General features: G+C 33.8%; 17 protein-coding genes. 7 read left to right on the top strand and 10 right to left on the bottom strand.

Annotated elements, in window-relative coordinates; genetic code table 11:
- Nucleotides 1-38: 38 nt before the first annotated feature.
- Nucleotides 39-2,012 (bottom strand): LTA synthase family protein, encoded by a 1,974-nt coding sequence (locus QTL86_RS01460; protein ID WP_410496293.1) that lies wholly within the window; start codon nt 2,010-2,012, stop codon nt 39-41.
- A gap of 470 nt (nt 2,013-2,482) precedes the next feature.
- Here QTL86_RS01460 and QTL86_RS01455 point away from each other — a divergent pair, with 470 nt between their 5' ends.
- Both QTL86_RS01455 and QTL86_RS01450 read left to right on the top strand, forming a co-directional pair.
- Nucleotides 2,483-4,231 carry an ABC transporter ATP-binding protein gene (locus QTL86_RS01455; protein WP_410496292.1) on the top strand — a complete coding sequence of 583 codons (1,749 nt, stop codon included), beginning with the start codon at nt 2,483-2,485 and terminating at the stop codon, nt 4,229-4,231.
- Nucleotides 4,221-6,008, top strand: coding sequence for an ABC transporter ATP-binding protein (locus QTL86_RS01450; RefSeq protein ID WP_410496291.1), 1,788 nt, complete (start codon nt 4,221-4,223; stop codon nt 6,006-6,008). The genes QTL86_RS01455 and QTL86_RS01450 overlap by 11 nt, the downstream gene beginning before the upstream one ends.
- 108 nt (nt 6,009-6,116) lie before the next feature.
- Here the strand turns inward: QTL86_RS01450 and QTL86_RS01445 are convergent, their stop codons facing one another.
- The 9 genes from QTL86_RS01445 to QTL86_RS01405 all read right to left on the bottom strand — a co-directional run bounded on the left by QTL86_RS01445 (nt 6,117) and on the right by QTL86_RS01405 (nt 12,725).
- Nucleotides 6,117-6,479 (bottom strand): MmcQ/YjbR family DNA-binding protein, encoded by a 363-nt coding sequence (locus tag QTL86_RS01445; RefSeq protein WP_127067414.1) that lies wholly within the window; start codon nt 6,477-6,479, stop codon nt 6,117-6,119.
- A gap of 144 nt (nt 6,480-6,623) precedes the next feature.
- Complete coding sequence (locus QTL86_RS01440) at nt 6,624-7,259, bottom strand: nitroreductase family protein (protein WP_127067415.1); 636 nt, start codon at nt 7,257-7,259, stop codon at nt 6,624-6,626.
- Entirely contained in the window at nt 7,259-7,750 is a 492-nt protein-coding gene (locus QTL86_RS01435; RefSeq protein WP_410497281.1) for a GNAT family N-acetyltransferase, read from the bottom strand. Before QTL86_RS01435 ends, QTL86_RS01440 begins: the two co-directional genes overlap by 1 nt.
- A 77-nt stretch (nt 7,751-7,827) precedes the next feature.
- Nucleotides 7,828-8,910 carry a S66 peptidase family protein gene (locus tag QTL86_RS01430; protein WP_127067417.1) on the bottom strand — a complete coding sequence of 361 codons (1,083 nt, stop codon included), beginning with the start codon at nt 8,908-8,910 and terminating at the stop codon, nt 7,828-7,830.
- Nucleotides 8,911-9,673: 763 nt separating this feature from the next.
- Nucleotides 9,674-10,222: a GNAT family N-acetyltransferase gene (locus tag QTL86_RS01425; protein WP_243118611.1), complete on the bottom strand. Its 549-nt coding sequence runs from the start codon at nt 10,220-10,222 to the stop codon at nt 9,674-9,676.
- 91 nt (nt 10,223-10,313) lie between these two features.
- Complete coding sequence (locus tag QTL86_RS01420) at nt 10,314-10,442, bottom strand: hypothetical protein (RefSeq protein WP_410496290.1); 129 nt, start codon at nt 10,440-10,442, stop codon at nt 10,314-10,316.
- Nucleotides 10,443-10,548: 106 nt separating this feature from the next.
- Nucleotides 10,549-11,118 carry an HD domain-containing protein gene (locus QTL86_RS01415; RefSeq protein WP_190283392.1) on the bottom strand — a complete coding sequence of 190 codons (570 nt, stop codon included), beginning with the start codon at nt 11,116-11,118 and terminating at the stop codon, nt 10,549-10,551.
- Between the two features lie 127 nt (nt 11,119-11,245).
- The gene (locus QTL86_RS01410) at nt 11,246-11,638 is read right to left on the bottom strand and encodes a hypothetical protein (RefSeq protein WP_127067420.1); all 393 of its coding nucleotides are present in this window, start codon (nt 11,636-11,638) and stop codon (nt 11,246-11,248) included.
- A gap of 49 nt (nt 11,639-11,687) precedes the next feature.
- Nucleotides 11,688-12,725, bottom strand: coding sequence for a homoserine dehydrogenase (locus tag QTL86_RS01405; protein ID WP_190283393.1), 1,038 nt, complete (start codon nt 12,723-12,725; stop codon nt 11,688-11,690).
- A 123-nt stretch (nt 12,726-12,848) separates the two neighbouring features.
- On the opposite strand from QTL86_RS01405, the gene QTL86_RS01400 reads away from it, so the two are divergent.
- From QTL86_RS01400 to QTL86_RS01380, 5 genes are all read left to right on the top strand, one after another.
- The gene (locus QTL86_RS01400) at nt 12,849-13,730 is read left to right on the top strand and encodes a LysR family transcriptional regulator (protein ID WP_410496289.1); all 882 of its coding nucleotides are present in this window, start codon (nt 12,849-12,851) and stop codon (nt 13,728-13,730) included.
- 458 nt (nt 13,731-14,188) lie between these two features.
- The gene (locus tag QTL86_RS01395) at nt 14,189-14,362 is read left to right on the top strand and encodes a hypothetical protein (protein WP_410496288.1); all 174 of its coding nucleotides are present in this window, start codon (nt 14,189-14,191) and stop codon (nt 14,360-14,362) included.
- Complete coding sequence (locus tag QTL86_RS01390) at nt 14,355-15,074, top strand: protein kinase family protein (protein ID WP_410496287.1); 720 nt, start codon at nt 14,355-14,357, stop codon at nt 15,072-15,074. The genes QTL86_RS01395 and QTL86_RS01390 overlap by 8 nt, the downstream gene beginning before the upstream one ends.
- A 105-nt stretch (nt 15,075-15,179) precedes the next feature.
- A complete protein-coding gene (locus tag QTL86_RS01385) occupies nt 15,180-15,761 on the top strand; it encodes a hypothetical protein (protein ID WP_127067425.1) in 582 nt (193 codons plus the stop codon).
- Nucleotides 15,762-15,852: 91 nt separating this feature from the next.
- On the top strand, nt 15,853-17,178 hold the full coding sequence (locus QTL86_RS01380; RefSeq protein ID WP_127067426.1) for a hypothetical protein: 1,326 nt from the start codon (nt 15,853-15,855) through the stop codon (nt 17,176-17,178).
- Nucleotides 17,179-17,279: the final 101 nt, after the last annotated feature.

Here is a 17,279-nt window from a genome sequence, read left to right as displayed (position 1 = left end):
GTTTGCATTGTACTATATCACATTGTCAAATACAATGCTTATTCTTTTATAGCTGATAAAATCTTTTCGTAATAATTTTCTTCCAGTACCTTGGCTGAATAGTAAAACTTAGCATCTACTGTATCAATCATATCTCTTACATAATCTTCATCTACATCAGCACCTATAGCTGTGGTAAACTCCTTGGTTAAGGCATTATAACGCCCTTTACCTGTAATAAAGTTACGACTATAAAGCATCACTAATGGCTCTGAAGAAGAGAAAATATCTGTTCCTACAAATAATCTAGAATCATACTCAAGGCCCATTAAGTTAGATAAGGTTGGTAATACATCTAGGCTAGAACAAGGCTTATCGATTACTGTAGGTGTCATGCCAGGTGTATAAAGAAGAAAAGTACTTTTATAAATACCAAAATCTTCATCTACTGTTTTACCAGCTAGTTCGCTAATATACTCATTATTAAGACCATAAGGATAATGATCTGGTGTAATTGCAATTAAAGTATGGTCTAATACGCCAGCTTCTTCTAATTGCTTTAATAAACTTTCTATAGCCCTATCTAATTCAATCTGACAAGCTAAATAAGCTTTGGCTGTCTCTGATAAGTCTAAGTCTTTGACTAAATCCTCATTTTTCTTAGACATGTCATTTTCTGAGAAGGAATAATTCATATGACCACTTACTGTCATATAGTACGTATGAAAAGGTGCATCATGAACATACTCGGCTGCAGATTCATCCATCATTTCTACATCAGACTCTGGCCAAGCTTCTTCTATATCTAACCCTTTTCCCTTAGCTCTATAATCATAGCCAAGGTTAGGATGAGAAATATCTCTATCATAATAATCATAGTCATGGTCATGGAACGCCATAGTCTTATAGCCTTCCTTTGCAAGCTGATTTCCTAAAGTAAATGGCATTGCGTTAGCTCCAGAACTTGCCATACTCCATATACCACTCTTTGGAATTTGCCCTGTACATAGAGCATATTCACCATCTGAAGTACTTAATTCCCATAATGGCGTATAGAAATTTGTAAACTGATAGCCTTCTTTGGAAAGCTTATAAAGTGTTGGTGTTAAATCTTCTCTGATAGCATAAGGTGAGAAGCCTTCCGCTGTAATCGTAATCAAATTATAACCTTTGTATTTCCCCGTATATTCATTTTTAGCTGTAGGCTTTACGTTTTTAAAGTAAGTATGCATAGCTTTCATCTCTTCTGAATCTGCTTCTGCAATAAGTTTATCAAAATCAATATCTAACTCATTATAATCAACATTTTCTTCTACATTTTCGCTCATAGCTGGTACGCTACTATCTGGAAAATCCATATCATCATCAGGTGCTTGTGAAAGCAGGACAACTTCTTGATTGCTTTCTGTTAGACCTGGGTTCCAGTCAAATAAAGTACGCTTAGCATCTAATCTTAAAGTCGTCATAAGGCCAAGTTTTTCTGCTGCAATAATAGGATAATGATGCTGATAATATAAATCATAAGGAGAATAAGCATCCTTCGCTCCTAAATGAAGGAAACCTACAGCAATCAATTGTGCTAGTATTGCTATACCTCCTAAAGCAAATCTTTCTTTAGCCTTTACTACTTTAAATGGTTTAATCCACTTTTTAACAATAAGTAATAATACAAATGGTACAAGCATTAATGAGATTGGTCCTATATCATTCTTTAATTTAATCATGATAATTTCCCAGAATTCAAAAACCTGACCTGCATTAGATGCTGAATATAAGGTATAAAACATCCTAAAAATCTTATAGTAAATGAACTGTGATATAAAAACAAAAGTAATCACACCTAATAAAGTGCAACCTACCGTATTCCTTTTTTCTTCTTTGAAAGCCGTACAAATCAAATAGCATAACACACCTACTGGCACAACAAATAATAAGCTATAAAACAGTCCTGAACTTAAAAATTTGCCACTAAACACTATTCGAAAAACACTTTCTAAATAGTAAAGTGCTGCAATTAAATAAATGAGTAACATCCTACCGTCCCTCTCTTTTTCCCCATAGCATTCTATTTTAAATATCAAATTCTAATATATCATAAATTCTGTTGCAATCAACCATTTAAATAACTAAACTTCCTGGCAATTTTTATAAGTTATTAGCTATTTTAACAAGAAAATTTTCTACTGGTACATTCTTAATCAAATTTTAACAATTAAAATTTTAACATTGACTTAATATTATACTTATGTATATAATAATCACAGATTTCAAATTTTAAAGAAGGAGGTAGGACTAATGTTTAATAATCGTAAAAATGTTCGTATGTATGGCTTTACAAAATTAAATAATGTTATTAGTCCTATCTCTATTTCCGGATAGGCTATTCACCATGAATATCCTTTTTGATTAATTTTTTAATATTTTATTGCGTCCAAAAGGTCATGGTTTAACATGGCCTTTTTTTGTACGCCAAAAATATATTTTCTAGGGGAGGTTACGTTTTATGCTTCGTGTTTTTAAGTATGTTTTTAAATATCCCGCCATGATTGGTATTGCCACTTTAGCCATGTTTACGGTTATTGGTATTGATCAGATTGTACCACTCATTCAAAAATCTTTTATTGATGATGCTATCTTGGGCGGTAAAAGCAATTTAGTCGTATCTTTAGTGATTTGGCTTTTGGTTTTAGCTTTGCTTAAAGCTATCTTGGGTTACACCAAGGAATTTCTTTATGATTTGATGAGCACTAAAGTACATCTCAATTTAAAAAATCAGCTTTTTAATCATATTCAATCCTTTGAATTTGCTTACTTCGATCATATGAATACAGGTGAGCTTATGGCTCGTATCGGTGAAGATTTAGAAAACATTTGGCAAACCTTAGGATTTGGGCTGAGATTACTTATTGAAAATATCTTTTATATTGTATTAAGCACTATTATTCTATTTAGCTTAAATGCTAAATTAGCTTTTATTTGTTTAATCCTTTTAATACCCATTGGCTTTATCACCCTTAAGCTAGAAAAGCTTTTTGGTGCTTGCTATGGAGAACTCAGTGATCAAACAGCAGTGATTAATACCACTGCTCAGGAAAATATTGCAGGTGTTCGCTTAATTAAAGCTTTTGCTCGTGAAAAATATGAAGTCAAAAAATTCTTAAAGCTAAATAAGCGTTACTACGAACTTAACATGAGGCAAGCAAGCTATATGTCTAAGTATTTTCCAATTATTGACTTTCTCACTAATACCGCTTTGGTAGCCATGATTATCTTCGGTGGTTATATGGTTCTCAAAGAAGAAATGACTTTAGGTACCTTAACAGCCTTTAATACTTACATTTGGTATATCGTCTGGCCACTTCGTCAACTAGGGTGGCTTACCGATATGCTTTCTCGTACTTCTGCTTCTGCTAAGAAAATCTTTGCCATACTAGATCGACCAGCAGAAATCACAAGTCCTGATGATGCTTACTGTCCAGATACCCTTAACGGACATATTAGCTTTAAGGATGTAAGCTTTCATTATAACGAGGGTGAAGAAGTTTTATCACATATTAACCTAGACATTCCAGCAGGCAGTACTGTAGCCATTATGGGAACTACCGGTTCTGGTAAGAGCTCACTTTTAAATTTAATTGGACGCTATTACGAGCCCTCTAGTGGTGAAATCCTCATTGATGGCATACCACTTTCAAAGTGGCATTTACATACACTCAGACAAAATATGTCCATCGTCATGCAAGATACTTTCTTATTTTCAGATACTATTGCTGACAATGTACGCTTTGGAAAACCAAACGCTTCTATGGAAGAAGTTGCAACTGCCTGTGATTTAGCTTGTGCAACACCTTTTATTGCAGAATTAGAAGAAGGTTATCGTACACAAATAGGAGAAAGAGGCGTTGGCTTATCCGGAGGCCAAAAACAACGTCTCGCTATTGCTAGAGCTATTTTAAGGAAAGCACCTATTTTAATTTTAGATGACGCTACCTCAGCTTTAGATACTGAAACTGAATATGAGCTTCTCACTCATCTTAAAGAAAAAAATTATCAAACAACTACCTTTATGATTGCTCACCGTATCTCTGCTGTAAAAAATGCTGATATCATTCTTTATTTAGAAAACGGTAAAATCGTAGAACAAGGTAACCATGAAACATTGCTCAAAAAGCGTGGTCGTTATTATGCCATTTATCAAAAGCAATTTGAAAGCTTTGAGGAGCAGCTAAAGGAGGCGACTTATGTCTGCTAATAACATTAGAAAAGAAGAAAAGGTTTTATCTAGAAGTAAGTCTCAGCTCATTAAACGATTGTTAGGCTATTTAAAACCTTATAAAAGAAAAAGTGCAATTGTTATTTCACTCATGATCTTAGTGATGCTTTGTAATTTAATTAATCCCCTCCTTTTAGGAAGGGCTATAGATACTTATGTAGCTGATAAAAATGTCAACGGTCTTCTGATTATGGGACTTTTCTTATGCGCCTGTAACTTAGCTGCTTGGGGCTTTTCTAAAATACGATATATTTTAGTAGCAGAGGTAAGTAATAAAATTTTAGTAGAGATCCGTCATCAACTTTATACCCACATTCAAGGCTTATCTTTTAATTTCTTTGATTCAAGGCCTGTGGGTAAAATACTGGCTCGCATTATGGGTGATGTAAATGCACTTCAGAATTTATTTACTCAAAGTATTCAGTCCCTCATTCCAGAACTTCTTACACTAGTGGGCATCTCCTGTTTTATGCTAGCTTTAAATGTAAAATTGGCTTTAGGTTGCTTAATCATTTTGCCATTTTTAATAGGTGCCATGTTTTATATTGAAGTTTTCTCAAGACGTAGATGGGATGCTTACCGTAGCAAACGTTCTGTTATGAATGCTTTTACTCACGAAGACTTTTCTGGTATTAAAGTCGTAGAAGCTTATGCAGAAGAAAAGCAAACAGCAGGTAACTTCAAAGAAATCGTTAGTGAACTTTCTTCTTCTTTTATTCATGCTGTCAAGCTTAATGATTTATTTTGGCCACTAGTTGATATTTCTGCTGGTCTAGGTGCTGTCTTAGTTTATATGTTTGGTTACCGATTGGTTACTTCTGGAGAAATTCAGATTGGTACTCTGCTGGCCTTTTCTATGTACGTAGGAATGTTTTGGAATCCTATTATGAATCTATGTAACTTTTATAATACGCTGATTTCTAACTTTTCAGCAGCTGACCGTATTTTTGATATTTTAGATGTAGAACCTACCATTTATAGTAAAACAGATGCACCTTCACTTTCTTCTATCGAAGGTGAAGTACGTTTTGAGCAAGTTTCCTTTGCTTATGATGAAAAAACGGAAGTGCTACGCAACGTGAATTTTATGATTAAACCTGGTGAAAGAATCGCTTTAGTAGGTCCTACTGGGGCTGGTAAAACAACCATTATCTCTTTGATTAGCCGTTTTTATGATCCTACCGAGGGACGTATCTTAATTGACGGACATGATATTAAAGAAGTAGAGCTTGGTTCTTTAAGAGAGCAAATGGGAATTATGCTTCAAGATACCTTCCTGTTTTCTGATACCATTATGGAGAATATTCGCTATGGTAAGCTAGATGCTACGGACGAAGAGGTCGTATCTGCTGCTAAAGCTGTTCATGCTCATGACTTTATTATGCGCCTAGAAGATGGGTATCAAACGAAGATTAATGAAAGAGGTTCTAGACTTTCATTAGGGCAAAGACAACTATTAGCTTTTGCTAGGGCACTACTGGCTAATCCTCGTATTTTGATATTAGATGAAGCAACTTCTAATATTGATACACAAACCGAAACCTTAGTAGAAGAAGGAACAAAGGAGCTTCTTAAAGGACGAACTTCCTTTATTATTGCTCACCGTTTATCTACCATTCGTGACTGCGATAAGATTATGGTAATTAACGACCTTAATATTGCTGAATGTGGAACACATGAGGAACTCATAGCGCAGAAGGGACTTTATTACAATTTATATAAAGCACAATATCGCTTTTTAAGCGAAGGTGCATAATAAAGAAGCTATAGTAAAATAGTTCTTAGTTACTAAAAAACATGTCTTCATTAAGCTTTGATGCTTCTTTGAAGACATGTTTTTGTATTTATTAATATATAGGGCACTCTATCCTTGAAGTAGTTCTTGCTGCTTCTTCTTACTTAACTTAGACAATACTAACTGGTATGACTTATCTAGCATGTTTTTCATTAACTCATCAGGAACATTTCCATCTGGTTTGATCGAATTCCAATGTACTTTATTCATATAATAACCTGGTACAATATCATCATATTGCTGTCTTAAAAAGTCACCCTCTATGGGGTCTAATTTTAAAGTAATATAATAGGGTTTATCGCATTCATCCAAACAAATAGCTGCAAACATTTTATCCCCTAACAAATAACGTATCCAATTCCATTCCTTCTTCAAATCCTTAGTAACACCCTTTTTTTCTAGAAGATATTGATCAATCCATTCATATTTCATTTTCTTACACTCCTTTAAGTAAAAGATTTTACTTCGTATTACGAATATTGATATAAGTTCGATGATGAACTTCTTCTTTGATATACGACTTTCTCTAATTCCATACACTCTTCCCTCACTAATAATAGAAGTTCCCCAAATATGTTATTCCATGATATGTATTCTTTTTTTATCATATTGACTTCTTTGCTCGGGTTCTTGAGCCGTATAACCTAAATGAATTAAACCTAGTGGTACAATGTGTTTTTCTATACCTAAAATAGTTTGAACCTTTTTTACTGGTCTTACTTGTGGTTTTAACCCACACCAACAAGAACCAATACCTAAGGATGTTGCCCCGAGTAGAATATTTTCTATTGCTGCAGAGCAGTCTTGTATCCAAAAATCATTGAGCTGCAAAGCAAGTGCCCTTTTTGTGTTACCAGCAACAATAATAATAAGTGGTGACATATGGTCTGTATATTTTGTTACCTTCCTTAACTCTCCTCTAATACCTGCATTTTTAATAATGTAAAACTCCCACGGCCTTTTATTACAAGCACTTGGTCCACTCATAGCGTAGTGCATTAAAGTATCTATATCTTCATCTGCTATTTCCTTTGTCAGAAATTCTCTTGAACTCCTTCTTTTGTACATCACTTCCTCTAATTCCATACGTTTCCCCCTTACTAAGTGTAAATCATAAGCTTCTTTATTATAATTGTTTTCCCAACAGTCTTGTTCCACTATATGACTTAAGACCTTATGTATATTAAACCATATGTAAGCTAATTGTCGCATTACTGCCCTGATAGTTTCTTTAAAGTATCACCTGTTACACGATAGGTGGTCCATTCTTCCATAGGTGTTGCCCCTAATGATAAATAAAAGTCAATACTTGGTTTATTCCAGTCTAGACATGACCATTCTAGGCGACCACAGCCACGCTCTATAGTAAGCTTTGCTAATTGCTTTAAAATCGCTTTCCCGTAGCCTTTACCACGATATTCTGGAAGCACAAATAAATCTTCTAAATAAATACCTGCTTGTCCAAGAAAAGTAGAAAAATTATAAAAGAATAAAGCAAAGCCTACTTCTTTTTCGTTTTCCATAACAAAAAGGACTTCTGCCTTCTTCTCTTTAAATAGCCAGTATCGAAGCATTTCTTCTGTAGCAACTACTTCTTCTAACATTTTCTCATATTCTGCTAAATCTTTAATAAAGCCCAGAATTAAAGCTACATCCTTTTCTTCTGCATATCTAAATATTGGTTCACTATTCACCTTGAGCATTCCTCCTTTTTCATCTACTTTCAAATTCCTATTAATTTACTTTTTTAATTCATTCCCTTATGTCGTTTTTATTATCTTTACTTTCTACTAAACAATGGCTCCTTAAAGCGAATTGTTTTATTTTGCATGTTCACTTCCGTTTCAATACCATAAGGAATAATGCACTTAGGTTGTGCATGTCCAAAATTAACATTATAAACAATTGGTAAATCAGCCTTATCTACCACCTTACAATATACTGATTTGTATTCCTCATAATACGTTTCATCTTGTGGTTTTCCTACAAGAATGCCATTAATCACCTCAAAGATGCCTTTTTCCTTAAGTGCCATAAGTTCTTTCTCTAGTTCTTCTGGAGATGGCTTTTCTTCCGAGGTCTCAAGAAATAATATTTTACCTTGCCATTCTTCTAGACTAGGGAAAATGCCATATTGCTCACATACCACTTTCTCATCTTCATAACGATTGCTAGATAACATATCATAAAGGCTCTCTATACATCCGCCCAATAGTCTACCTTGAAACTTTTCTGGTCCTTGCAAAAGTTCATAGCCTCTTGTCTCAAGGTGAGCCTTTCTTTCTTTTCCTATTGCATCTACCGAAAAATCTGTACGTTCTTCATACCAGTGGGCACTTGATTGTATAATAGGAGGTTCATCTGTCTCTTTTAAATACAACTCAAAAGCTGTTTTTGTATAAGGTAACATCTGTTCTCCTAGCTCTGCTAAGTCACACAGAAAATTAGGACCATAAAAGGTTCCCATCCCTAACTTATAAAACATTAAATGATTAATGGTCGTATCAGAATACCCTGTAAAAAGTTTTGGGCTTTCTTTTACCTTCTTAATAAAGAGCTGATCTTCCATTAAATAAGGTAATAAACGATAGGTGTCATCTCCTCCAATCACACAAATAATCCCTTTTATTGCATCATCTAAAAACGCTGTTTTTAAATCTTCTGCCCTTGCTTCAGGATGACTTTTTAAATATTCTATTCCTCGTAGTGCATTTGGCATAAAAACGCCTTCAAGACCAAACTCCTTTAAACGTTTTTTCCCTAATTCAATCTGATGCTTACAAAATGCTTCTCCAAGTATGCCACTAGATAAACTTACAATGGCTACTTTGTCTCCTGCTACTAATGAATATGGCTTATTCATATTGCTCCTCCTCGTCTTTTATAGGAATTTGTCGGTGGCTTTACTAGGCTATTGGGGCAAAGCTGAGAGAGGGTGACTATCCTACGTGGCTTGGCTCCGTATTTTCAGTAGGCACTAAGCTCACTTTTTTGGATGAACGTCCACAAACTCGGTTCCTGGGGCACGTGGACTAAGTACCATCCAAAACGTTCGCTAAGTGCCTACTGAAAATACTCCGAAGTCACCCCGCTAGGACAGCCACCCTCTCTCAGTTCTACCAGCAATAACGCGTAAAGTCACCTCCATTAAGTGTTTTCAAGAAAAAAACAAAACTTGTTATTATCTTTTTTCTGCACTTTTCACTTAGGGGTTTGAATGCTTAAGAGATCAATAATGCTTGTAAGGCTCCCTAGCTTCCTTACAGAGCTACTTCTTGGCAAAATAGACTTATGGGAAGCTTTATACGTTATTGCCTTGGGCGCCTGCCTCCGGCTTCGAGTATTTTTTAACTGTCGTTACGCCTTCTTTCCACGCTGCTTCACTGTCTTGGATGTTTATGAGGTCAACAACGTTTGTGAAAATGAGTGGGTATGGGTGCCTGGAGTAGTGACTTGGGAGCATTTTTTAGAAGCACTTAGTGAACGTTTTAGATGGGTTTTAGGCAGCTGTTTGAACGAAGTGAGTTCTGCCGTTCATCTAAACAAGTGAACTTAGTGCTTCTAAAAATGTGAACCGGAACAACGGAAGGCACCCATACCCACTCATTTTCTCTCAGATGTACTTCTCATAAACGCCAAGACAAATTTCTATTTATTAGCTTCTCCATTAAGTAAAATAACCCTTTTCTCCAGTGAGCCTCTCCAACCACGTTATATCCTAGTGCCCCATACATTTTTAGTGCAAAGGGATTTTTTGAAAAAACATCTAATCTAATAGCTCTTTTACCCTCTTTAATTAATTCCTCTTCAATATAAGTCATCGTCTGCCTACCTACTCCTCTATTTTGATAAGTAGGATTCACACATAACCGATGAACTACTTTGAAACTTCCTTGGTCTTCTGTCCATTTCCCATTACTATACTGCTCATCACATAGTTGATTGAGTACATACACAACAGCTATTTCATTATTGATTTTGCCAACAAATAATTCTTCATTTTCTATATCTGCTTTTAATATTGCTTCATTAGGATATACTTCATCCCATTGATTAATCTGATGATGAAGCATTTCTTCTGCTGCATTTTTAAAAATCTTAACGATGTCCTCTAACTCACTCATTTTACCTTTTTCATATGAGATTTCTTCATGTTTTCCTGCTGTCTTTTTCATCTTATCAAATGTACCTCTCAGTCCCTGTTATATTTTTTTATTACTCAAAACTTTTCTCTTCATTGATCAACCATTTTATTATCTACTATCCTTATTCTATATGTTTAAAATTAATTTGCTTATTTTCCCAATGCTTAAATACACCATCAAATATTCCTTTTAATATTTTTGCTGTAGCACCATTTTTTCTACTACTTCCATTAATAATAACAACATTCATATATTCTACTCCTTTCACTGAGTAATCTTATGTTGCAAATTAATTCATAGGTCACTTCCATATTCTATGAAGTAATAGAACTGATTCCTATGTTTATTTCTACCTCTTACTCGTTAAAGTAATCATATACATTTCCACTTACCTTACTATCCCAATAGGATTTTAGTAACAGTATAGATTGCCACTTTGCTATAGTGGTTTCTTTAAATCCAAATTTGAGAACAGAGCTAACCATCTTTTGTTCAGCAATACAATACCCCTTAGCTAGAGAAACTGCATCACAAAATTGAATAAGCTTGTCATAATCATCGTATGTAATATGCTCTAGGTAATCTTTAACCATTTCTACCTCTTCCTTCGAGCAATCCCATGTATCATATATACCCATTACATCTTTGTACTGAAAGGTATGAGTTAAGCAAATCCTGGCTATCTCTTCACATTTATCCATCATGTATTTATACCCTTCAATGGCATGTCTTGCTTGCACTATTCCATTTCTTCTTCCAATATCATGAAGTAGACCTAAAATATAGGCTTTTTCTGAATTCAAACCAGATTTTATAGCTATTTTTCTTGCTAGATTAGCAACATACTCAGAATGTTCTATCCAATCACCTTTATTCAACTCGCAAGCTTCCTTGAAAATTTGATTAGCTTCATTTAAACTTATCATCATTTCCTCCTTATAGACTTTCTCTTGAAAATCACATGATATAGCCCATTTACCACCATTTATTCTCCTTGTCTCTATTGAGCCGTACAACCTGTTGAACTTATGATAAGCAGAAAATATAAAAGGGTCAAGAAATATTATTAAACTTTTCTAAATATTCTTCGTAGCTAGTTGCTTTTACTATCTTAAAATACTTGCTGAATTCTTTAGTCCACATATCCATTTCTTCTTCAATAGAACTTACTTCATTCATAATAAAGCATACTATCTTACAAGACGTTTTAGCCATTCCAGGTAGTAATACCGAGAAACCCCATTCCACATCGGCTGGGTCATCTTCAAAACCATTTCTTGCATCCACTATAAATTTACTTACATTATTCTTTTTAAAAAGTTCCCAAGCAAAGGTGGTTGGTTTTCTATAATCATCACCACATGCAAACTTTTTCCAAGTAAGTAGCACCACATCATCTTCTTCTATACATTTTACATGACAAAACTCTGAATCAAACTCTTTCATTTTTCTCCTCCATTCCATATCACTAACCCACTTTACTCTAGTATTCGATTTACAATTCTATACTTAATACATCTATATTGCTTATATGACTTGTTACTGCATTCCTATACTTATACTCTGCAAAAATAACATCCATCAAATCATCATACATAACGCTTGCGGTAGCATTAGCTCCTGCACCTTCACCATAAAAAGCTCTTTTTCCACTATACTCCCCCTCAATGAATATCATATTATTATTATCACTAACCATAGCCAAATGACTGTCTTTTCTAATAGCATAAGGACCAATATAACACTCTAATTTCCCAGTATTATTCTTATATGCATAGATGATCTGCTTTACTATTTTCCCCTCTTGCTCTGCCTTATCTATATCTACTGCATTCTTATTTCTTAAAGAAATAGGACGTAGCTCCTGATACCTAATAGATAAATTCATACATAAACGTGATAAAATACATAATTTATATGCTGCATCCCAACCATCAACATCTTCAGATGAATCATTTTCTGCATAACCATTTACTTTTGCTCCAAGTAATGCCTCCTCATATGATGCATGATTCTTACTCATTGAAGTTAATATATAATTTGATGTAGCATTTACTATTCCAAATAACTTGATAATAGTTTCTCCTTTTGACATATGCATTAATGATCTACATATAGGAATGCCACCCCCTACTGAAGCTTCAACTCTAATCTGCACGCCATTTTCTTGTGCCATTTGTATTATTTCGTCTCCATACATAGCTAGACATTTTTTACTAGACATAATAACATGCTTATGGTTTTGAAGTGCCAAAAGTACAGTTTCTCTCGTCTTCTCTACTCCGTCCCCACCCATGCATTCAATGCAAATATCCACATCAGATTCTTTAACAACGTCATTTGCTTCAGTAGTCATTTTAATCCCTTCAGTATTTACATCCCTCTTTTTTAAGACATCTTGAACCATAATAACAACTACTTCAAATTCAATTCCAAATGCTTCTTTTGTTTTCTCTTTATTTTCTTGAATGATATTTAATAACTTAGATCCTATAACACCAAGTCCAAGAAAACCTATCTTTATTTTTCTCATCATAGCACCGTCCTTTTTGCAAAAACTATTGCTTATTTTATAGTTTCAGCGTATCATACGGTATATCATAAGTAAAATTAATACATTTTATATTTAGAATAAATAATTTTGATAGGAGTACTTATGGGGATTAGAAATGTTATTTCATTTATAAAAGTAGCTGAGTTAAATAGTTTTTCTAAAGCAGCAGCAGAACTTGGCTATACACAATCAAATGTTACCACGCAAATTAAGCAGTTGGAGAATGAACTTAATACTATTTTATTTGACAGGATTGGTAGAAGCGTATCCTTAACCTCAGCCGGAAAAACCTTTATGAAATATGCCTTACAAATCACAGCTGCTGTAACTAATGCCAGACAAGAACTGTCATATTCTGCTATACCTTCAGGTGAACTTAGAGTTGGACTTTTAGAATCATTATGTATTACTTACCTTCCACAAATCATCAAGAGCTATCACAAAAAATATCCCTTGGTAAATACTATCATTAAAATAGGTACCTATGGTGAGCTCGCTACTATGCTTAATTCCAATACTATTGATTTACTATGGACATTTGACACTCATATCAATTCTGATCTTTGGATTAAAGAGCTGGAATATGCCAACCCCATATGTGTCATTGCTCCAAAATCACATTCTCTTTGTAATAAGCACACGCTTCACTTATCAGATTTATCCTCTGAAACTTTCATCTTTACAGAAAGTAGCTGTAGCTATCGTCATACATTTGAGGAGCTACTTCTATCTAAAAAACTACCCTTCCATACTTTTATGGAAATTGGTAATACAGAAATCATCAAGAAATTTGTTGCTTCAGGCATTTGCCTCTCTATTCTTCCTCAGTTTTCTATTACTAATGAACTTCAAGCACAACTTCTTCATCCCCTCAATATCATAGATTTTCAGTTAGATATGTATGGACAAGTGTTTTATCATAAAAATAAATGTGTTACTCCAGCAATGAAAGCTTTTATCGACCTTGTAAAAGAATATATTTAATCTTCTTTATTATAGCACTAATACGTCTTATGATTTTATACTCTTCTTTAAGGAACAAACAGTTATTATAGAAATTACAATTAAACGCCTAAAACAAAAAGGCTATTTTACAAAGATCATCTACTTTGTGAAATAGCCTTTTGTAGTGATGAAATAAATCGAAAGTTTGAAAAATAGTTGAATTATTTTACGTCGTGCAAAGTACAAACCTGTCACAATAAATAGATACGAGTCATATAATGTACCATGACTACAATATATTAATATATATTCTAGTTAAATCATATTATTAGGAGATGGTATTATGAGTTGTTTAAGATCAGATTCATGTAGAGGGCATAATCATTTCAAAGTAAGTCGCTCTAATAGTAGTTCAAGTGACTCTTCTAGAAGATCTAGTCGTAGGTCAAGACGTTGCAGAAGGTGTCGTCGCCGTTCAAGTGATTGTTTTAATCGTTGTGGTTGCAATTCATGGGGCCGTAGAAATTGCCGCTGCCGTTCAAGACGTTCTTCTAGACGTTCTTTTAGCCGTAGCCGCTCTTTCAGTCGTAGTCGTTCTTTCAGTCGTAGCCGTTCTTTTAGCAGATAATCACAAAAAATTAATTAAAAGTAGATGTTGTGTATATGGATAAATATTATAAACCCGGAGAACAAATAAATGGATACTCTATTACTGAGATGTTGGCTGAAGGGCGATATGGCATAGTTTATCTAGCTGAAAGTCATGAGTCCAAAAAATATATTATTAAACAACTCAAAAAAAATATGCTTAGGGAAACAAAAGAAAAATTATTTTACGAGGAAGTACTATTAAAAAAATTAGATTCCCCTTGTTTTCCTAAGTTTATGGGAAAATTTAATCTTCCTAATGCAAAAGGCTATATATTAGAATATATGGAAGGTCAAGTTTTTGAAGATTTACTCATGGAAGATGGCCATCAGTTTACCAAAAAAGAAATCTATGAAATTGCCTTTAAAATGCTAGACATTATTGCCATACTACAAAAAAACAATATTGTTCACCGTGATATTAGACCTCCTAATGTTATCTTAACAGATAGTAATGAACTCATATTAATAGATTTTGGATTAGCTCGCTATATAGACAATAAAAAATATGTAAAAAAAATGGATTACTGGTATCTAGGGGATTTTTTAATTCATTTATATTACACCTCCTATTATTTTGATGAAACCGAAGAAGAAAGACCTTGGTACGATGAACTGGACTTAACAGAAAAAGAAAAGGTATTTCTTCAGCGACTATTGGAGATTAAAGAAAGCTATGTAGAACTTGACGAGATAAGAAGTGATCTCAAAGAACTCGAAGAAAGCTTCTTATAGTTTGCATAAACCTTAACTTTAAAGATAAACCATATAGTTACGCCCTCCATAACTATATGGTTTATCTCTTTATTACATTTTATAAATTTGATTCAGGTGATAATGATGTCAAACTCAAGTGAAATAATCAGAATATATCAAGATAGTTTTAAAGTCAATCTTTATACGGTATCGCCATTTAGGATGATAGGCTTAATTAATGTAGACATTAAATACCCTTATGGCATAGAAAAGGTAACTCTTGCTTTTTATAGCTCTTCTGGAACCAATAGCGGGAAAATCAAAGACTTATGGTATCCTATTGTTGGTATAAAAACCACCACGGGCCCATTTACCGAGTTTACTGATTACCTTAACTTTGTTCTATCCTATACAACTAAAGATGGCTTTGCTAAACATGGGTGGCTAGCTAAGTCCCTTTTCTTTTATGCAAAACCCCATGATGCCTCAAAACTTAGGGGCTTTGCCAATGGCAAATACTATGACTCACTTCTAAAAATCAGTAAAACACTTAGAAATTTATACGACATAGGTAAATTTCATCATTTAACCTCATTAACACCTACTCTTTTAAATAGTGCCGTTACTTCACATAAAATTTATTCTGGAAATAAACACACACAAAAAGAAAACTACGAAAAATACATTGAAGATATATTCACTCATGCCAAACCTAATCAGGTTTAACCCATCAAAATGTTCTAATGATTATTACCCCTTGGAAGAATCTGATTTTTGTGCTAATATATTGCTAAAACTTTGCCAAAGGGAAATTATTATGGAAAATGAATTTCAATTAATTGCTAATATCATACTTTTATTAATGATTATTTATAGTGTTATTTACATTCTAACTTACAAACAATTCACTTTATTAAGTACTATTCAAAAGACTTCTTCTAAAACAAAGCTAGCCCTTCTGCTCATATCAGGAATCTGCTTACGCATTTTTTTGGCTTTCTTTTATACCGGACATCCTACAGATATGACCTGTTGGTCCGGATGGGCTTTGGGCATGGCTAATTACGGTCCCGGAAGTTTTTATGAGTCCATGCAATTTGCTGATTATCCTCCTGGCTATTTACTTATTTTATGGCCTATTGGTATTTTATTAAGACTTACTGAATTACCTTATACTCATATACTTCACTCTATGCTTTTAAAACTTCCTATTATTATCTTTGATTTATTAACAACACTTCTTATTTATTATTATGCTGAAAAAGGACAACATAAAAGCCCCTTACTACTAGCCGCTTTCTTTTTCTTTAATCCGGCTGTCTTATTAACCTCTAGTATCTGGGGACAGGTAGATATTGTTTTTTCTTTTTTTGTTATTTTAATGCTTATAAGCTTATACAATGAGAGACTCCTTTATGCAAGTATAGCCTTTGTTTTAGGTTTACTTATTAAGCCTCAGATGTTTTTATTTGGTCCTATCTTTGTTATTGGTTACTATTACTATTGCAAAGAAAAGCCAGCTCAAACAGTGATTAAGCAAACTCTTATTTCTGGACTGATTGCTCTTGGAGTCTTCATCCTTATTTGCTTACCTTTCCTTATTACCAAAAAGGACCCTTTATGGCTCTTTAAACTTTATTTTTCAACTATGGGATCTTATCCTTATGGTTCTTTAAATGCCACAAACTTTATAGCTATTATTAATGGTCTTTGGGCACCTGATACAGCCACCTTCCTGGGTTTAAGCTATAAGCTTATTGGTCTTATAGGTATCCTATTTTCCATTGGCTATACTGCTTTTTTAGCCATTAAAGATAGTACTAAAAATAACTTAGCGCTTTATGGAGCCTTAATGATTACAGGTATTTTCACTTTGGGTCATCATATGCATGAACGCTATATTTTTCCTGCACTTGTTTGCCTCATTCTTGCTTATTTATATAGACCACATAAAAATACGCTACATTTCTTTGTTTATTTTAGCGTTTTAGAAACGCTAAATATGAGTTTAGTCCTAACAGATAGCTACTTATTCTCTTACCAACTTATGCCACTCATTTTATCTTATCTCCAAGTTATTGGATATATCTTATTATGTATTTATAGTTATCAAGCATGTAAACTCTCAAAAGAAGCTATTTGATTAATCTACCTATAGTAACTTCATACCCTATTGTTATTAAAAAAGGAGACGAGGAGAAGCCCCTAGCACTTCTCTTTGTCTCCTTTTTAATGAGAGGATAC

Origin of the sequence: Cellulosilyticum sp. ST5 (assembly GCF_046529625.1) — a bacterium.
Lineage (GTDB): Bacteria > Bacillota > Clostridia > Lachnospirales > Cellulosilyticaceae > Cellulosilyticum > Cellulosilyticum lentocellum.
The sequence above is the reverse complement of the archived record's forward strand: the minus strand, read 5'-3'. Positions and strand labels throughout refer to the sequence as shown.